Annotated in this window: 15 protein-coding genes; 13 read left to right on the top strand and 2 right to left on the bottom strand. The window is 37.0% G+C overall.

All coding sequences use genetic code 11. The annotated features are described in order from the left end of the window. Positions 1-138 precede the first annotated feature (138 nt). Positions 139-957: a MerR family transcriptional regulator gene (locus ISU02_RS18170; RefSeq protein WP_194703267.1), complete on the bottom strand. Its 819-nt coding sequence runs from the start codon at positions 955-957 to the stop codon at positions 139-141. A gap of 178 nt (positions 958-1,135) precedes the next feature. Continuing rightward, entirely contained in the window at positions 1,136-2,320 is a 1,185-nt protein-coding gene (locus ISU02_RS18175; RefSeq protein WP_228727875.1) for an aminotransferase class I/II-fold pyridoxal phosphate-dependent enzyme, read from the bottom strand. Positions 2,321-2,808: 488 nt separating this feature from the next. Between ISU02_RS18175 and ISU02_RS18180 the strand changes: the two genes are divergently transcribed. The 13 genes from ISU02_RS18180 to mmsA all read left to right on the top strand — a co-directional run bounded on the left by ISU02_RS18180 (position 2,809) and on the right by mmsA (position 19,129). After that, a complete protein-coding gene (locus ISU02_RS18180; RefSeq protein WP_194703268.1) occupies positions 2,809-4,005 on the top strand; it encodes a trans-sulfuration enzyme family protein in 1,197 nt (398 codons plus the stop codon). Between the two features lie 137 nt (positions 4,006-4,142). Continuing rightward, the gene (locus ISU02_RS18185) at positions 4,143-5,507 is read left to right on the top strand and encodes an aldehyde dehydrogenase family protein (protein ID WP_194703269.1); all 1,365 of its coding nucleotides are present in this window, start codon (positions 4,143-4,145) and stop codon (positions 5,505-5,507) included. Between the two features lie 7 nt (positions 5,508-5,514). Then, the gene (gene sucC, locus ISU02_RS18190) at positions 5,515-6,660 is read left to right on the top strand and encodes an ADP-forming succinate--CoA ligase subunit beta (protein ID WP_194703270.1); all 1,146 of its coding nucleotides are present in this window, start codon (positions 5,515-5,517) and stop codon (positions 6,658-6,660) included. Beyond that, a complete protein-coding gene (gene sucD, locus ISU02_RS18195) occupies positions 6,660-7,529 on the top strand; it encodes a succinate--CoA ligase subunit alpha (RefSeq protein WP_194703271.1) in 870 nt (289 codons plus the stop codon). The genes sucC and sucD overlap by 1 nt, the downstream gene beginning before the upstream one ends. A gap of 472 nt (positions 7,530-8,001) precedes the next feature. Continuing rightward, a complete protein-coding gene (locus ISU02_RS18200) occupies positions 8,002-8,661 on the top strand; it encodes an RraA family protein (RefSeq protein ID WP_194703272.1) in 660 nt (219 codons plus the stop codon). A 76-nt stretch (positions 8,662-8,737) separates the two neighbouring features. After that, positions 8,738-9,547 (top strand): carbon-nitrogen hydrolase family protein, encoded by an 810-nt coding sequence (locus tag ISU02_RS18205; protein ID WP_194703273.1) that lies wholly within the window; start codon positions 8,738-8,740, stop codon positions 9,545-9,547. A gap of 198 nt (positions 9,548-9,745) precedes the next feature. Continuing rightward, a complete protein-coding gene (locus tag ISU02_RS18210; RefSeq protein WP_194703274.1) occupies positions 9,746-11,110 on the top strand; it encodes a M20/M25/M40 family metallo-hydrolase in 1,365 nt (454 codons plus the stop codon). A gap of 50 nt (positions 11,111-11,160) precedes the next feature. Next, on the top strand, positions 11,161-12,465 hold the full coding sequence (locus ISU02_RS18215) for a 2-hydroxycarboxylate transporter family protein (protein ID WP_194703275.1): 1,305 nt from the start codon (positions 11,161-11,163) through the stop codon (positions 12,463-12,465). Between the two features lie 163 nt (positions 12,466-12,628). Beyond that, positions 12,629-13,366 (top strand): creatininase family protein, encoded by a 738-nt coding sequence (locus ISU02_RS18220; protein WP_194703276.1) that lies wholly within the window; start codon positions 12,629-12,631, stop codon positions 13,364-13,366. A 75-nt stretch (positions 13,367-13,441) separates the two neighbouring features. Next, positions 13,442-14,326, top strand: a complete 885-nt coding sequence (locus ISU02_RS18225) for an acetamidase/formamidase family protein (RefSeq protein WP_207736409.1) — start codon at positions 13,442-13,444, stop codon at positions 14,324-14,326. Positions 14,327-14,593: 267 nt separating this feature from the next. Continuing rightward, on the top strand, positions 14,594-15,985 hold the full coding sequence (locus tag ISU02_RS18230; protein ID WP_194703277.1) for a sigma-54 interaction domain-containing protein: 1,392 nt from the start codon (positions 14,594-14,596) through the stop codon (positions 15,983-15,985). Positions 15,986-16,298: 313 nt separating this feature from the next. Beyond that, positions 16,299-17,441: a multiple monosaccharide ABC transporter substrate-binding protein gene (gene chvE, locus ISU02_RS18235; protein WP_207736410.1), complete on the top strand. Its 1,143-nt coding sequence runs from the start codon at positions 16,299-16,301 to the stop codon at positions 17,439-17,441. Positions 17,442-17,599: 158 nt separating this feature from the next. Continuing rightward, on the top strand, positions 17,600-19,129 hold the full coding sequence (gene mmsA, locus ISU02_RS18240; RefSeq protein WP_194703279.1) for a multiple monosaccharide ABC transporter ATP-binding protein: 1,530 nt from the start codon (positions 17,600-17,602) through the stop codon (positions 19,127-19,129). Positions 19,130-19,136 lie beyond the last annotated feature (7 nt).

Consider the following 19,136-nt stretch of genomic DNA (forward strand, 5'->3'; position numbering starts at 1 on the left):
GCTGTGCTGAGGGGTGTTTAATCTCAAACAGCGTCAGCGAAAATCGTTTTGAGGCATCGGAAGATGGCTTAAATGTTGTTAAAGTGTATTTTGAAACGCTATTCATATTCGATAGAGTTATTTGTGTACAAAAATACGTCAATCAGGGTTGACCTCGTTGATTAAGATTTGAACTTGATAATAACACTGAGAATATTCGTGTAGGTCATTTTCATATTCACTGGCAAAGACATAGGTGGGTTTATCGTTATAGCATTTAAAAAACTCTTCTGCTATGCTTGGGTCCCAATTATCCGTAAGGATCTGTGCATTGAAGCAGAAATAGTTGCCAGCAGGAATTTCAATGATATTAGGGTTGTCTGTAAACGGTGGCTTAAAAACGGACATCCCCAGATAAAGCGGATCAATTTGGCCCTTTAAAAAACTGTCATACTCTAGTACCAAATAAAACTGGCGCATATATTTTAAATCCTTCAGCGGATCACTATAGCGCAACACATTCAATCGAATGTGATAATCTTCCTTTGGCTCGTTTTTTTCAACTTTTGCGGCAACAATATGGCGCTTATCATAGTAGCGTGTGTAAGCCTGTTCTCCACCACCACTTTCAGGCGAATAACCAAAATAATTTTTATACCACTCAACTCGATGCAGCGTGTCCTTGAGGTCTTGAATTTTCTGAATATATTCTTTTTCTTTGGTGTCAAGAGCCACAGTTAATTTGTTAATGTCATTGTTTACAAGGACTTCTCGGATTTCCTCTAGAGAAAGCCCTAATTTTTGAAGATACTTTATTCGATCCAAAAGATGAAATTGATTTACCGAAAAGTAGCGATACCCTGTCGCTGGATTAATGAATATAGGTTTTAATAAGTCTATCGAGCCATAATAGCGGAGAGTCTGTACAGAGACATCCATTATTTTAGCCACTTCACCAATAGAATATAATTCTTTCATAATCATGTCCCCCCTACTTTGATTATTGAATTTACACTATATGCAGTTGCTGGATTAAAGATTTCAATTGTCCTTACCATATATTTTATCACAAAGATATTGAATATGAAAATAGCCTGTGCTCATAAATAAATGAGTAGGCTATTTTTAGAAGATTTATTTTATTGAAGTTTAAATATTATTCCCCAAAGACTTCAAGTGCTTGAGTGAAGTCAGCGATAAGATCATCTGCATCTTCAATACCAACGGATAATCTGAACATACCAGGTGTGATCCCCATTTTTCTTCTTTCATCATCTGGCATATGGCTATGAGAGCTTGTCACTGGATGATTAAGAGTCGTTCTAATGCCACCTAAAGTAGTTGCATAGTGAGCAAGATTTAATTTGAGCATAAATTTATTGATCTTTTCTTCATCTTCTGGAATGATAAAGCTCAACATACCACTCATTGTGTCGTCGCTTGCAAAGAGTTTTTTTGCCAACGCATTTTGTGGGAAGCTCTCAAGACTTGGATGGTTTACTTTTGAAACGTATTTATTTTGTTCAAGAGCTTTAGCTAATTTTGCTGCACTAGCCATTTGTTTTTTCAAACGAAGATCAATAGTCTGCATGCCTCTAGTCATCATCCAAGCTGCATGTGGGTCACCAGGAGTACCACAAAGCATTCTAATAGGATGGATCATATCTGTCAATGCTTTAGTTGTTGTAATTGAACCTGAAATAGCATCACTATGGCCGTTCATGAATTTAGTCATGGAGTTGATGACAATATCAGCACCAAAAGCAATTGGTTTGATGGCAATTGCAGTGGTAAAAGTGTTGTCAATCATAAGTAATGCGCCATTTGAATGTGCAATTTCAGCCAAAGCAGGGATATCTGCAATATTCATTGTTGGGTTAGCTAATACCTCTGAGTAAATCAATTTTGTGCTAGGTTTTATCGCTTTTTTTACATTCTCAATGTCATCAAAATCAACAAGAGTAGATTCAATACCAAATGTAGGCATTAACTTAGTCATAACGTCAAATGTTTCGCCATAAATATTGCGATTGCAGATCACATGATCTCCAGGTTTTAAAATAGTCATCAAAGTAGTAGTGATAGCTCCCATACCAGAAGAGAAAATTAATGAGTCCTCGCCAGCTTCTAAATAGGAAACTATTTGGCCAAGTGCATCACGGTTCGGATTGTTAGTTCGGACATACGTATAACGAGAGTTATAACATTCTTTTACCTCGTCAAGACTATTCATAGTAAATGCTGTTACTGCGAATAATGGGAAAGCCTCGGGCTTATTAAAGTTCATTCCCTTCACAGTTCTGCCCTTATAGAGCAATTCAGATGCAGGTGAAAAATTCAAAATACTACCTCCTTAAATAGTTTTTTCTTGTTGTTTTCATTTTAATTATATTGTTTATAGTAGGAATAGAGTCAAGGCATATTTAATTTTTTTTTCTTGTTTTATTTGAGTTCTTTATTAGAAGCGTAATAGACTCTATTTTAGAGCTGTAATTTATAGGAAGCAATGTACAGATTCTATGCAGATAGGCGGTTAAATGCGCAATCTGATAGCTCATATGTCTAAAAGACTGAAAATTTAATTTATTTGATGAAGAAAAGTGGATTTTCTATTGACTCTATGATTACTATAGGGTATAAGCTTGTTACATAAATGAAAAGTTTTGCATGTACCAGTTCAATGATTTTAGCTGTATGGAAGGAGCATAAACAGACAATCCTTTCTCAGCAGTGATTGAGGTAAAAGTGGTATTGTACGTTAATTTGAGTACAATATATTTATGTTGGTTGTATAACAATTCGGAGTAATTAGAAAAGGAGAGAAGGATTATGTTTAATAATTTTGATGATGATTTGAGTTTTGAGTCAAGGATTCTTGAGGCAGGGGCATATTTTAATAATCCCACCGATCACCCAGAAGCATTGCCTATCCATTTATCCACAGCACATAATGTAGAAGATTTAGATGGCTTGCAAGATCGCTATGATAAAAAAGGATTCTGCTACAATAGAAACAGAAATCCTAATCGTTCTGCACTTGTTGAAATGATGAATTGTGTTGAGGGTGGTGAAGAATCCATTGGATGTTCTTCAGGAATGGCTGCTATTTCTTCAGCATTGATTACTTACACAAAAGCAGGAGATCATGTACTCTCTGATAAAACACTCTATGGTGAATCTGTAGAAATATTCACAGACATTTTAGAAAAATATGGTGTAGAGACGAGCTTTGTTGATTTTACAAATTTAGAAGAAATCAAGGCAAATATCAAACCGAATACAGTGATGTTGTTTACAGAGACTGTATCTAATCCAATGATTATGGTACCGGATCTTAAAAAAATCGCTGATATTGCTCATGAAAATAACGCACTCTTTATTGTTGATAATACGTTTATGACAGGTGCACTCGTTCAACCGCTTAAGTTCGGCGTAGACATCGTCGTGAACAGTTTGACTAAGTTTGCCAATGGGCATAGTGATGCGGTTTGTGGTGCTGTAACGGGTAAATCAGAATTGATTAAGCCTATCTACGCTTTACAAGTGCTTCTTGGCACACAGAGCGATCCTTTCACAAGCTGGTTGACAATGCGTGGTATGAGAACACTGGAGTTAAGAATCAAAAAAGCATGTGAGAATGCAACTGCTCTAGCACATGCCCTTGAAAAATCACCTTATGTCTTAAGAGTGAGTCATCCTTCACTTGAAAGTCATCCACAACACAAGTTGGCTGTTGAGCAATTTGGAAAGAACTTCGGCGGTATGATGTTACTAGAATTACCTGAAGACAGAGAAAAAATGAACAAGTTCATGCGTTCATTGAACCTTTGTCATTATGCAATGACGCTTGGCGGATACCGTACGACTATGGCTTATCCACCAATGAGCTCACATAGTAACTTTACTAAAGAAGAAAGACTTGCTATTGGACTTACAGATGGTATGTTGAGAATTTCTGTAGGGATTGAAAATACAGAAGATCTTGTGAATGACTTCTTACAAGCATTAGAAAAGGCCTATGCATAGTTCAATGGCTTTCTTAAAATGAGGTTTACTGTCAGATGAATTAAGGTTTTAACGTTGAATTCTGATGATGACTTTAGATTGTAAACAAGTAAATTTGTAAGTATATGATATATCTTATATAGAGAGGTTGATAAAAGATGGAAAATGAAAAAATCATTTCTGGAATGATTGAAAAGGCCAGAGCAGGTCAAAAGGAATTCGAAAATTACTCACAAGAACAAGTGGATGAGATTGTAAAAATCATCGCTAAAACGGTTTTTGATAATGCTGAGTTGCTTGCGAAAATGGCAGTAGAAGAAACGCGAATGGGCGTTTACGAGCACAAAGTAAAGAAAAACATGGGTAAGTCAAGAATTATTTGGAATAGCTTAAAGGGTAAAAAATCTGTTGGGATCATTGAAGAAGATCAAGAAAATGGCATCATCAAAGTGGCTAAACCTATGGGAATCATAGGCGCAGTAGCACCTTGTACCAATCCAATCGTAACGCCAATGTGTAATGCAATGTTTGCTTTGAAAGGCAGAAATGCAATTATCATAGCACCGCATCCAAGAGCAAAGAAATGTGTATGGCACACAGTGGCATTAATCAATGAGAACTTGAAAAAAATAAATGCGCCAGAAGGTCTTATCCAAACGATTGAAGAACCGAGCATAGAATTGACGAATTTATTGATGAAAAGTGCTGATGTAGTTGTGGCAACAGGTGGAATGGGTATGGTAAAATCAGCTTATTCAAGTGGAAAGCCAGCATTTGGCGTTGGCGCAGGCAATGTACAATGTATCGTCGATCGCGATGTGGATTTCAAGGAAGTTGTGCCAAAAATTATTGAAGGTAGAACTTTTGATAACGGTATTATTTGTTCTGGGGAACAAATGGTTATCGTCCATGAAGATGACTTTGATGCCATCTTAAAAGAATTTAAAGCGAATGGCGCTTATTTTATAGAAAGTGCAGAAGAAAAGAACAAACTTAAAAAAGGCATATTCGATGAAAATGGCGTTATGGATAGAAAGGCAGTAGGCCAGTCCGTGGAGGCTGTGGCAGCGCTTTCCGATATAAGCATTCCTGAAAATGCATCGGTTATCATGGTGGAGATCGACAATGCGGATAAAACTGATTTATTCCGTAAAGAAAAAATGTGTCCAGTTATAGGCATCGTGAAATACAAAACACTGGATGAAGCGATTGAGATTGCACAAATGGATCTTGAAATAGAAGGCAAGGGTCATTCTGTGGCTATGCATTCCAATAATAAGGAAAACATTAAAATTGCAGGAGAAAAACTCACAGTAAGCAGACTTTTAATTAACCAAATATGTGCAACTATGAATGGCGGCAGCTTTAGCAATGGACTTGCAGCAACAACAACTTTGGGATGTGGTTCATGGGGCAATAACAGTATTTCAGAAAACTTGGACTACAAACATTTGATTAATATTTCAAGAATTGCATTTTCAATTGAGGGTTCACAACCATCTGACGAAGAAATATGGGGGTAACTGATATATGAAATTTATGGAATATCAAGCAAGAGAAGTTTTTGAAGAATATGGGATACCGGTTAAAAAGGCAGTTGTCATAGACAGTTTAGAAAATATAGATGAGCAGATAAAGGGATTGACTTTTCCTCTAGTTGTCAAGGCACAGGTCCAAATTGGTGGTAGAGGAAAAGCTGGAGGCGTTCAATTCGCAGAAGATAGTGACTCACTCAAAGCCATTTGTGCTAAGATGCTTCACAGTGTTCTGAAGGGCCATAAAGTCAATAAAATAATGATCGTTGAAAAAGCCGAAGGCATCAGTGAAATGTACCTTAGTATCATTTTAGATAGACTGAGCAAAAGACCAATGATTATTTTTAGTTCACAAGGTGGCGTCGATATAGAAGAAACTGCAGTGACGAATCCTGAAGCAATCATAAAGGTGCCAATCTATCCAGAAGTGGGTGTTCAAAAGTATACAGTGCATTATCTGATCAACAAAAGTGGTATTGATAAAGGCCTGTTAGAACCGCTTTATGATATCATATCAAAATTGTATAAAGTTTTCTTGGCAATAGATGCGCTTATTGTGGAGATCAATCCGCTTTTAGTTTGTGCTGAAAATGAAATCATTGCACTGGATGGAAAAGTGGATGTGGATGACAGTGCGTTGTATAGACAACCAAAAGTTTTAGAGTACAGAGATTCTATTCAAGAAGAGGCTCTTGTGCTTGAAGCTCGAAAATATAAATTCTTATATATTCCTGTTGAAGAAGGCGGAGATGTTGCTGTAATCAGTAACGGTTCTGGAATGCTCATGTCTTGTATTGATCACATTACAAAGGCAGGTATGACCGTTGGTGCTGTGTTGGATCTAGGCGGTGGTGCGACTTCAGATAAAATTAAGGAAGCGGTTCGAATCATGCTATCCAATACGGATATCAAGTATTTGTTCATCAATATCTTTGGTGGGATCACCAGATGTAACGAAGTTGCAGAAGGTGTGAAGATAGCCATGGAATTACAACCTAAGGGTAAATGTGTCATCGTGAGACTTGAAGGGACTAATAAGGAAATGGGCATCGAAATAATCAAGTCTATAAACTATGATGTTGTATCTGTGGATGGACTAGTAGAAGGTGTTGAGGAGCTTTATAAAAGGAGGCAACAATAATGAGTGTGCTCATTGATAAGAATACACGATTAATTGTACAGGGCATAACAGGCAGAGAAGGCACATTTCATGCTGAACAAATGCTTCAATATGGTACTCAAGTGGTTGCAGGGGTAACAACGGGAAAAGGCGGTCAAACTGTCCTTGGCGTTCCTGTGTTTGACACGGTGAAAGAAGCGATAGAAGCTACAAATGCAAATGCTTCAATCTTATTTGTACCTGCAAAGCATACGGCAGCAGGTGTATATGAAGCATTGGATGCAGGATTAGAGCTTGTTATTACAATAGCAGAGCACGTGCCAGTGAAAGATATGATGGGTATATACCACTTTTCAAAATCTAAAAATTGTAGAGTGATAGGACCTAACTCATTTGGGATCATATCACCTGGCAAAGCAAAAGCTGGATTTATGTCTCATAAGATCTTTTCTGAGGGCAATGTTGGCGTGATGTCCAGAAGTGCAACCAACTGTTATGAAACGATATCCATGATGACAAACAATGGCATTGGTCAGTCTACTTGTATTGGCGTAGGCGGAGACATGATTCCGGGTTCTACATTTTTAGATTTATTGCCATTATTTGAGCAAGATGAGCAAACCAAAATGATTGTTATGATTGGTGAAATCGGCGGCAACGAAGAAGAACTCGCTGCAGAATATATAAAAGAAAATATTACAAAACCTGTAATCGCTTTAATTGCTGGTAAAAATGCACCTAAGGGTAAAAGCATGGGACATGCAGGTGCAATTGTATCAGCGGATGGTACAGGGAGCGCTGAAAATAAAGAAAAAATGTTAGCTGCTGCTGGTGTTCATATTGCAGAAAACACAGCTGGCATCGTGGAAATTGTAAAAAAATTATTATGAAGTATTTCCCCCTCTAAAAAGGCTTCACCTATTTAAAATAAATGGGTGGGGCCTTTTATATGGTGCGCCTAGCATGAGTGAACCGAATACGCATCTAGAGTTGTTTTCGGTTCGGTTGAAAGCCTTGATAAATAGCGGAAACAAAGAATCGAGTCGAAAAGGACTCGATTCTTTGTTTTTGAATAAAAGGAATGTTACAATTACAAGCCTTTGAAGACTTGTAATTTTGGCAGGATAATTGCTTATTAATATAATGTAATATAATATTTTTTATCAATAGATGCAGTGTTGCAAAGTATTATGTCAAAGAAACACATTTGTTATTGAGGAAGATATTATTCTATGAGGTTGAAAGAGAGGAGGTGTTTAGACCACTATATAATAGAAGGTATATAGAAGGTGTATCAAAATTATAGAATTCGTACCAGATAATCACACTTGGAGTTTCACACAATAATCTTGGAGGAATAGAATGAAAATATTGCCTAGAGTTAATAATCTTAGTAAAGATATCATTGAAAGATACAAAAATGCAGAGCCTGCAACCGCAGGACATTATATTCATACGGGATTTATGAATCCATCTATTAAACCCATATTTCCAAATGTTAAAGTTGTTGGACCGGCGTTTACCTTAAAAATTACAGTGAATGATTCAACACTACTGCACTACAGCCTAGACTTGATTCAACCGGGTGACATCATTGTAATTGATCGGATAGGTGATGATATCTATGCGCCAGTGGGTGATGTACTGGCATTAGCAGCAAAGACACGGGGTGCTGCAGCTATTATTGTGGATGGTCCAGTAACCGATATACATGGCATCGCAGATGTGGGGATTCCTGTATTTGCAACAGGAGTGTCTGTAGTTACCACAAAATTACTTGGATTATATGGAGAAATAAATACCTCAATCCAGTGTGGTGGCGCAGTTGTCAATCCTGGAGATTTGATTTTTGGAGATGATACAGGTATATTGGTTATTAAATGCGAAGATGCAGAAGCGCTATTAGAAAAGATAGAAAGTGATATGGCATTTGAAAAAGTGCTAATAGAAAAGATAAAAAGTGGTGTGAGTTTAGCTGAATTATCTGGTGCTGCTGAATTGGTGAAATCAAAAATATTGTAATCTCTTTTGCGTATATTTTTAAATGAATGAATCGGCAAACTGGATGTTATAACAAATGATTGAGGAGAATACGAAGATGCAGAAAATTCGAATTGGGTTAGGACAAATAAATACAAAAGATGATATTGAGAAGAATCTAGAGACCATCCAAGCCATTACAGAGCAATGTGCTGTAGAAGGCGCTAATATAGTAATCTTTCCTGAATGCTCAACCTATCTATCTGATGAAAATATGATAGAACATGCAGAGTCTTTGGACGGTAATATTATCAATACTCTCAAAAAAATAGCTCAAAAGAATAATGTGTATATTCATAATGGTAGTTTTTTAGAAAAGAATGAATTTGATGAAAAAGTATATAACACATCTGTTTTGATAAATCCTACGGGAGAAATTGAGGCTATATATAGGAAGATACATTTATTTGATGTGGAGATTCCGGGAGTAGTGAATGAAAAAGAATCGGATGTTGTTAAAAATGGGCATGAAGCTGTTAATACAATCAATGAAATGGGTAATTTCGGATTTTCTATTTGTTATGACTTGAGATTCCCAGAATTATTCAGGAGACTCACTGAAAAGGGCGCAAAATTAATTTTCGTACCAGCTGCATTCACACTCTATACAGGTAAAGACCATTGGGAAGTGCTATTGAGATCAAGGGCTATCGAAAATCAAGTGTATATAGTTGGTGTAAATCAGTTTGGAGAAAGGCCCATTGGGAAATCATCTTATGGCAATAGCATGGTGGTAGATCCTTGGGGAGTGGTTATAGCAAGAGCTCAAGAAAAGGTGGGCTATTTGATAGCAGACGTAGATATGACGTATCTAGAAAATACAAGAAAAACACTCCCGTGTCTGACGCATAAAAGAGATTTTATATAGGATATGATCGCTGAGGCATCTGGTTGCAAATTAGTCAATTGAAGTTCTTTGGCAAGAAGAGTGTATTCAGCATAATTTTCTAAAGAGCATTTTAATTTAGCGAGGTGATAAAATGAGATAATATATACAATTACAAGTGCATATAGTTATTTGCATACGGGAAATGGTTAAAATGAAGTAATAAATGGGAGGAAGACCGTGGAGAAAATTTTCAAATATATCGATGAACATTTTGACAAGATGATTGGAGAACTACAAGAAGTATGTAAATTTAGGAGTGTAATTGGTGATCGGGAAGGCTTAGATAAAACGGCTACGTATATTTCGGATAAGATGAAATCTCTGAATTTGCAGTGTAAAACATATCCAGTGGACGAGGGCAATCCATTGATCTTTGGAGAAAAAACTGGACATGAGAACAAAACTGTTCTTTTTTACAACCATTATGATATTGTTGCTGAGCATCCCATCGAAAAATGGCATTTTGAACCCTTTAAAGGCGAGATTCATGACGGTAAAATATATGCTCGTGGCATCTCAGATAATAAAGGTGGATTGTTTTCTAGATTACACGCGATTGAAGCCATTTTGGCGGTTGAAAAAGAATTGCCGATTAATGTTAAATTTTTAGTTGAAGGTGATGAAGAAACGGGCAGTACAAGTTTATATAAATTTGCTCAAGAACAAAGAACAATATTCAAGCAAATGACAAAAGCGGATTTATGCATCTGGGAAAATGGCAGAAAAGATGAACAGGGTAATCCGTGGGTAAGATATGGTGTAAGGGGCGGCATTGGATTAGAATTCGTCTGCAAGACTGCTAATATGGACGTACACGCAAGATTGGGATCGGTCATACCAAACGCTGCGTGGCGATTAATATGGGCTCTAGGGACTTTAAAAGACGTCAATGAAAAAGTGCTGATCGAAGGTTTTTATGAAAAGGTAATCCCTCTAACGGAGGATGATGTGAAAGTACTGAATGATTTTCCATTTGATGAAAGCGCACTAAGAAATAGAACTGGTAATCATAAATTTCTTGATAATATGGAAGGCTATGAAGTAAAGGAAAAACTGTACACTGTGCCGACCCTGGTAATTAATGGCCTTGAGTCGGGGGAAATGTATAGGAGTAAACGACTCATAAATCCTTATTTGGCAACTGCAAAAGCAAATTTCAATCTTGTTGCTGATCAAGATCCAGATGAAATCATAGATCTTCTGAGAAAACATTTGGACAAACACGGTTTTGGAGATATAGAGATTCATGTCACTGGCAAAAATAAACCTGTGAGAACACCAATAAATACAGAATTTACGGATATAATGCGCAAATCTGCTGAAAAAGTTTATAAGAATCCTATCGTCATAGAGCTTACGGCACTTGGTGGTGGTCCTGGCATCGTTTTTAGAGACGTATGGCCAGAAATTCCAATCATAGGCATAGGTCCAGCCAATACAGGTTCTTCACATCATGGACCCGATGAAAATTTATCACTCAAGGATTATAAAGAGGCAATAAAGCATATTGTATCTTTGCTTTATCAATGTGCGGAAAAATAAATAGCGGGGTGTCTTAGTGAACACAATCATTAAAAATTTGGAGGTAAGAAATGGTTAATCAACAAACTATTGAAACGAATAAAAAAACGCTTATTATGGGTATGTCTCCTTTGTGGTTTTTATTATGTGGCATAGTAATTATGGTTGCTGCATATATGGGAATACTTCCTAAAAATTTAATTGGTGGTTTTGCGGTTTGTATGTTTATTGGCTCAGCATTATCGTTTGTTGCCAATAAGATCTCTTTTATCAAAAATACAATTGGTGGCGTAGCCGCAATTGCTTTCACATGTGCTATTTTAAATCATTTCCATGTGTTCCCAGAAAATCTAATTGAGACTGTTGAAGGGTTTGTAGGTGGCAATACAAGTTTTATAACCTTTTATATTTCTGGTCTGATATGTGGCAGTTTATTAGGAATTGATAGAAACTTATTAATTAAAGCGGGTTCAAGGTATTTTGTGCCACTTACTGCCGGCATAATAGGGGCGTATGCTCTTGCAGGCATAGTGGGACAAATTGCGGGAATCGGTTGGAAAGAAAGTATTTTATACATTGCAGCGCCTATTATGGGAGGCGGCACAGGTGGTGGTGCAATTCCTATGTCTGAAATGTATGGCACCGTATTAGGTATTGGCAATGAAGCTGTATTTAGCAAAATTTATCCAGCAGTAACGCTAGGCGGCATAACTTCGCTGGTGTTTGCTGGAGGCATTAACTCACTGGGTAAAAAGAGGCCTTCACTATCGGGCAATGGTGTCTTGATGAAAGGGTTTACAATGGCGGAAAGTGAAGCTTACGAGGAAGAGGATTCAATGAATCTGACGGATTTGGGTATGGGCCTTTTCATATCATCTGTATTTTTTATTTTTGGCAGAATATTAGGCCATTTTGTTCCAGTCATTCATTACTATGCTTTCATTATTGTTACAGTGGCACTGGCAAAGATCACTGGTATTGTGCCTAAGAAAATGGAACTTGCTGCAACAAAGTGGTACAGCTTCTTAGTCAAAAACTTTACGTTGGCGTTAATGGCTGGCGTTGGAATAACCATGATTAGTATTCAAGGCATTATAGATATTCTCAGTCCGATGTACCTCATTGTGTGTGTTGCCACAGTAGTTGGAGGTGTCTTAGGAGCCGGATTTATTGGACAATTGGTAAATTTCTATTTTATAGAATCTGCCGTTACGGCTGGATTGTGTATGTCCAATGTGGGTGGCAACGGAGACGTGGCAATCTTATCAGCGTCAGAGAGAATGAATTTAATGCCATTTGCTCAAATATCATCTCGATTGGGCGGTGCGCTGGTACTCATTATACAAAGCTTTTTGATTAGAATATTGGCGAGTTAATAGATTGAGATTTTGAGAGACGTGTTGAATCGATCTTTTTGGATTGGATCTATATCTCTAATGAAGGTATAGATCCAATATTTGTGCAAGGTAAATGCAACCCGTTGAGAAGATATGAAAGTGCTGTTATTGAATTTGACATAAGTTAGAGGAGGTTCATTTAATGACTCATAAATTACGTGAAATGAGCTTGGTAGAGTTTAAGAGGTGTACAGAGACGACGGATATGGTGATAATACCCACAGGCGCAATTGAAGGCTATGGGCCGCATATGCCACTGGGAACGGACATCATAGTTGCGGAAGCGATTGCAAAGAAAGTAGCCGACATGATCGGCGCATTGGTGGGACCTAGTATCGATGTTGGTGAGAGCAGTATATTGAGAACTTTTCCTGGGAGTATGATGGTTTCAGAAGAACACTTCAAAGGGTATGTCAGAGATATTTGCGAAAGCTTGAGAGGTTGGGGATTCAAAAAATTCTTATTCATGACGGGCCACGCAGGCAATGTCTCCTTGATCGATTGTATATGCAAAGAGTATAGGGATAAGTATCCTGAAATGCAAACGATACAAGTGGATTGGTGGCGATTTGCAATGGCAAATTCCGGAGATTTTCTGGATAACACAGGCTATATGGCTCACGGACATGCCAGTGAATGTGGGACTTCAGTGATGTTGTATTTACGACCAGAGCTTGTGGATATGAAACAAGCCATTCGACATGAACTTGAAGAAAAATACTATAATTCATTTGCAGATATTATTCAATATATCCCCCTTAATAAAATGTCTGCCTCAGGTATTATAGGTGATGCAACGTCAGCCACGGTAGAGAAGGGCGAGAAGATAGTCGAGGCATGCGTAAGCAAAATTGTTAAGTTCGTGGCTGAAAATTTTTGACAATTACAAAATTAGATAGATTGAATGAAAAAATGGTGTTGAAATAGGACAATTTGCCAATTGAGGAGACATGCAATGATCATTGATAAATATGTGTACACCTTTTCGCCTGATAATGCCCCAATTTTAGAAATTGAAAAAGGCGATACTATTGTATTTAAAACACTGGATTGTTTTTCTGATCAAATTCATTCAGAAGAACACTTGATTTCTGATGTTGATTATAACAAATTGAACCCGGCAACTGGACCTGTGTCTATTAAAGATGCAGAAGCTGGAGATGTGATCGTTGTAAACATCATCGATATTAAGGTTTCAGATCAGGGGGTTGTTTCGAGTTTGTCAGGGGTTGGTCCATTAAGCGATAGGAGCAACCTAAAGACGAAAATAATAAAGATCCAAGAAAATACAGCCTGTTTCAATGAGTTGCAATTACCGATCAACCCCATGATTGGCGTCATTGGATTGGCGCCCAAGGCGGGGCGTGTGCCAACGGGCTTTCCAGGAAGTCACGGGGGTAACCTAGATTGTAAAATCATCACAAGGGGAAGTATCGTCTATTTACCAGTCCAAACCTCCGGCGGGTTATTGCAAATTGGAGATTTACATGCGGTTATGGGCGACGGTGAAATATGTGGTACAGGCCTTGAAGTTTCAGGTGAAGTAAGGGTGAAAGTGGATGTGATAAAGCGCTTTAATTTGGAGTGGCCAATCGTTGAAACCAATGACAAATGGTACGTTATCGCATGTGCCAGTGATTATGAAACGGCTCTTAAATACGCTGCTGAAGCGATGCAAAATTTACTTGTGGATGCTTATAAATGGGAGCGGGAAGAGGTCTATCTATATCTGTCTTTGCAAGGTGATGTTGAAATTTGTCAGGGGTGTAAGCCCTGTTCTGTAGACATTGTATTGAGAATGAGCGTTCCAAAAATTGATGAGAAGAGAAGGCTTATCTAGTTTGAATATAAGAAGAACTTTAAATCGTTTAAAACCATATTGGGTATTAACCTCAATAGATTTGATGGATAAAGATCATTGAGATAAAAATGACGAGGAAATGATGTAACCTTATAGCGATGCTTTTCTATTATTTGTTCGAAGGATTGTGTATGCGATTTTATTTAAAGTGAAAAATCAGTTATAATTCACTTAAGATCAAATTAGAGAACAGAAAAAGGGGATATCATTTACTGTTGTTGATGAAAGTGAGATGGAGGCTTTATCATGAAATCTGAAATAGATGATTTGAAAGAAAAGTTGATGGTACAAAAATCGATATTTAACAATGCCTATGATGGGTTATATATTGTTGATGCTGAAGGTTACACGGAAGATGTAAACGAGGCGTATTTGAAAATTACGGGGTTGCGCAGAGAAGATTTAGTTGGATATCATATGGAGGAACTTAGAGAAAAAGGCTATTTCATAAAATCAGCGGTCTTAGAAGCTCTAGATACTCGAAAAACTGTAACCGTTCTCTTTTTTTACAATGGGAAAAAGTGCTTAAGCACTGCAAAACCGATATTTAATAATGATGGAGAAATATTTAAAATTGTCACGAGTACACGAGATATTACTGACTTAACTAAACTTCAAGATAAGATTGAAGAGACAGAAAAGCTGAATAAAAAATATAGAGAAGAAATAAATTATCTCAGGCAGGAAAAAAATAATGCGGATCGCATCATTGGAGAAAGCAGTTCTTTTAAAAAAATTTTGGAGCTGGTATATAAGGCATCCAAATATGATTCGACCATTTTAATAACAGGTGAAACGGGAACGGGAAAAGAAATCATTGCACGTGAAATTCATAGAACAAGCCTTAGAAAAAACAAACCGTTTATCAAAGTGAATTGTGCTGCCATACCTGAAAATTTACTTGAATCTGAACTCTTTGGTTATGAAAAAGGTGCTTTCACTGGTGCGTACAAAAGTAAGCTCGGGAAATTTGAATTAGCGGATGAGGGGACAATCCTACTAGATGAAATCGGTGAAATGCCCATCAGCTTGCAGTCAAAATTGTTGAGAGTACTTCAAGATAAGGAGATAACGCGACTAGGTGGTGTGAGCTCCATCAAAATTGATATTAGAATAGTTGCATCAACAAATAGAAATATTGAAGAACTGATTGATGAAGGTGGGTTTAGACAAGATTTATTCTATAGACTCAATGTTTTACCGATTAAAGTGCCAGCTTTGAGGGAAAGAAAAGACGACATCATATTGTTGATTAAATTTTTTCTTGAAAAATTTAATGATAAATATAAGAAGAACATCCATTTTGATTTTAAGACTTTTAAAATACTTGAAGGCTATAGTTGGCCGGGGAATATAAGAGAACTTGAAAACTTAATAGAAAGACTTGTCATCGTAAGTGAGAGTGATCTTGTAGACAGTAGTGTTTTATCGAATTTTCTGGGAGATAAATATTTTTCTCAAATGGGTTTAAACTATGAGCAGGGAAATACATTTAATAGTATCGTTGAAAATGTAGAGAAGACTATATTAAAAAAAACTTATGAGGAGTTTCAGTCCACAAGAAAAGTGGCTAAAATATTAGGAATCAGTCAGACAACAGTAGTGAGAAAAATGCAGAAATACGGTATTAATCAATGATGAATTATAAAAAGTTCTATTTTATAGTGATCAAAGCATTTGATTAAATTATATGTCATGAGAAACGTTAAATAGATAAAGGGTGTATCTGCGCTTGATGCTTCTGAATCCTTAAATTTACTTTAGGATTGAGTATTGAGCGCAGTTACACCTTTTTGAGATTCAAGTCAATGGTTAAAGCTTGTAATGAATACAATTGTACGTACAACTATACAATTATGTTTGACATTCAAAACATGATATGCTATCATATATCCATAAGTTATACGTACAAATATGTACGTGATCTAACTAACAAATATTTAGGGGGTCTATGATGAAAAAGTTTTTGTTATTGGTTTTATCAATGTTACTTGTATTGTCAGTTTCAGGATGTAGCGCTAAAGCTGCTCCAAGCAGTCCTGAGGCTAATGCGCCTGCTGCTGAAAGTAATACGAGTGAACCTGCGGCTACGAATAACAGTACAGCTAATGAAAGCTATATTGGGATTTCAATGCCAACAAAATCATCTGAGAGATGGATTAAAGATGGTAAAGCAATGAAGGAGATTCTTGAAGGAAGAGGTTATACGGTCGATTTACAGTATGCAGAAGACGATATTCCAACTCAAGTATCTCAAATTGAGAACATGATTACAAAAGGCGCTCAAGTTCTTGTAATTGCAGCAATCGATGGTTCAACACTTTCGGATACCTTAAACGAAGCGAAAAAAGACGGTATAAAAGTTATTTCTTATGACAGATTATTAGTAGATACAGATGCAGTTTCTTATTATGCAACATTTGACAACAGAGGCGTGGGTAGATTACAAGCACAGTCTCTAGTGGATGGTTTAAAAGCTAAAAAAGGTGATGGCCCATATAACATAGAGTTATTTGCAGGCTCACCTGATGATACCAACTCTTTCTATTTCTTTGAAGGGGCAATGGATGTTCTTAAACCTCTAATGGATTCTGGTGAAATTGTAGTGCCTTCTGGACAAGTGACACAAGATGAAGTCGGCACATTGCGTTGGGACGGTGCGGTTGCTCAAGCACGTATGGATGCTATTTTAGCAGCGAACTATACAAGCGGTCTTAAATTAGATGGCGTTTTATCACCATATGATGGTCTTTCAAGAGGTATTCACTCAGCATTAGTATCTTTCGGTTATGAAAAAGATACATTGCCTATTATCACTGGACAGGATGCAGAAGCGGCTTCTATTAAAATGATCATTTCTGGAGATCAGTACTCAACAATTCTAAAAGATACACGTGATTTGGCTAAAGTTGCTGCAGATATGGTAGATGCAGTGCTCAATGGTACAGAACCTGAAATCAACGACACAACAACTTATAACAACAACGTAAAAGTAGTTCCATCTTATCTATTGATTCCATATACAGTGACTATTGACAACTACCAAGAATTGGTTATGGATTCAGGTTATTTAACACCAGATGATATCAAATAAATTGAATGATTAAAGATTGCATAGATCTTTTACATTTTATTGAATCCTCTTGTAAAATTAGTGATCAGCTTGTAAAAGTTGGTCATTAATTTTATAGAGCATAAGTAATCGTTGGATTGGTATCAAGAAATTAATAATGAATAGAGAGAAGGGCACGTATGGAACGGTATGTTCTTGAAATGAGAAATATCACAAAGGAATTTCCAGGTGTCAAAGCACTGGATAATGTAAATTTAAAAGTCAAGGAACACCAAATACACGCTCTCGTAGGAGAAAATGGCGCTGGCAAGTCCACACTGATGAATGTTCTAAGCGGCGTTTATGGTCACGGAACCTATGATGGCGAAATATTTGTAAATGGCGAACTCTGTGAGTTTAAAGGCATTAAAGAGAGTGAGGCAAAGGGCATTGCTATAATTCATCAGGAATTGGCGTTGGTGTCCACTTTGTCTATTGCAGAAAACGTATTTTTAGGGAACGAACAGGTCAAAACGGGTATTGTTATCGATTGGGATATGACTCGAAATAAAACCAAGGAAATGATGAAAAAAGTGGGCTTAACTGAGCACATCGACATGCATGTGGGTGAGCTCGGCATGGGTAAGCAACAACTTGTGGAAATTGTAAAGGCACTATCTAAAGATGTCAAATTATTGATTCTGGACGAACCGACTGCAGCCTTAAATGATGAGGATTCAGACCATCTTTTAAATTTGTTGTTGGAGTTAAAAGGCCAAGGGATTACAAGTATTATCATCTCTCATAAGTTGAATGAAATCACAAAAGTTGCGGATGAAATCACGGTTATCAGAGATGGCCACACAATTGAAACCTTGGTAAAAGGCGTCGATGAAATCACAGAAGATAGAATCATCAAAGGCATGGTTGGCAGACCTATGGTAGATCGTTTTCCAAGGCGTTCTCTAAAAATTGGAGAAGTGATTTTTGAAGTTAAAAATTGGAATGTTCACGATCCCAAAGATGATTCTAAATTAAAAATTAAAGATGTCTCCTTCAACACTCGAAAAGGTGAAGTTGTCGGCTTAGCGGGATTGATGGGTGCAGGTAGAACGGAACTGGCAATGAGCTTATTTGGCAGATCATATGGCAGTAAAATTACTGGAACCGTCATGAAAAATGGTGTAGAGATAAAACTGCACAGTGTTAAAGATGCTATCAAAAATGGTATTGCTTATACAACCGAAGATAGAAAATCAGCAGGATTAATCCTTTCAGATGATATAAGACACAACATTACATTGGCATCCCTTGACAAGTTGAGTAAAAATCTTGTCATTGATGAAAACGAAGAAATTAAGGTTGCTGAAGAATATCGTAAAAAATTGCGCATCAAATCTTCTGGCATATTTCAAAGAGCGGGTGATCTTTCAGGCGGGAATCAACAGAAAATAGTGTTCAGTAAATGGATATTTTCAGATCCTGATGTCTTGATTTTAGATGAACCTACACGTGGTATAGATGTCGGTGCAAAGTATGAAATTTATTCGGTTATCAATGAATTGGCTGAACATGGAAAGACTATTTTGATGATTTCATCTGAAATGCCTGAATTATTAGGCATGTGTGACAGAATTTATGTACTAAATGAAGGTCAGATTGTAGGGGAACTCACTTCAGAAGATGCATCACAAGAAAATATTATGACTTGTATTATGCAAAGTAATTAGGAGGATC

It is taken from the genome of Fusibacter ferrireducens (genome assembly GCF_015352425.1).
GTDB lineage: Bacteria > Bacillota > Clostridia > Peptostreptococcales > Acidaminobacteraceae > Fusibacter_A > Fusibacter_A ferrireducens.

Coding starts and splice junctions, on each gene's coding strand:
- sucC (WP_194703270.1), top strand. CDS start 5,515: ATGAAATTTATGGAATATCAAGCAAGAGAAGTTTTTGAAGAATATGGG.
- ISU02_RS18170 (WP_194703267.1), bottom strand. CDS start 957: ATGAAAGAATTATATTCTATTGGTGAAGTGGCTAAAATAATGGATGTC.
- sucD (WP_194703271.1), top strand. CDS start 6,660: ATGAGTGTGCTCATTGATAAGAATACACGATTAATTGTACAGGGCATA.
- ISU02_RS18220 (WP_194703276.1), top strand. CDS start 12,629: ATGACTCATAAATTACGTGAAATGAGCTTGGTAGAGTTTAAGAGGTGT.
- ISU02_RS18180 (WP_194703268.1), top strand. CDS start 2,809: ATGTTTAATAATTTTGATGATGATTTGAGTTTTGAGTCAAGGATTCTT.
- ISU02_RS18215 (WP_194703275.1), top strand. CDS start 11,161: ATGGTTAATCAACAAACTATTGAAACGAATAAAAAAACGCTTATTATG.
- ISU02_RS18205 (WP_194703273.1), top strand. CDS start 8,738: ATGCAGAAAATTCGAATTGGGTTAGGACAAATAAATACAAAAGATGAT.
- ISU02_RS18225 (WP_207736409.1), top strand. CDS start 13,442: ATGATCATTGATAAATATGTGTACACCTTTTCGCCTGATAATGCCCCA.
- mmsA (WP_194703279.1), top strand. CDS start 17,600: ATGGAACGGTATGTTCTTGAAATGAGAAATATCACAAAGGAATTTCCA.
- ISU02_RS18230 (WP_194703277.1), top strand. CDS start 14,594: ATGAAATCTGAAATAGATGATTTGAAAGAAAAGTTGATGGTACAAAAA.
- ISU02_RS18200 (WP_194703272.1), top strand. CDS start 8,002: ATGAAAATATTGCCTAGAGTTAATAATCTTAGTAAAGATATCATTGAA.
- ISU02_RS18185 (WP_194703269.1), top strand. CDS start 4,143: ATGGAAAATGAAAAAATCATTTCTGGAATGATTGAAAAGGCCAGAGCA.
- chvE (WP_207736410.1), top strand. CDS start 16,299: ATGATGAAAAAGTTTTTGTTATTGGTTTTATCAATGTTACTTGTATTG.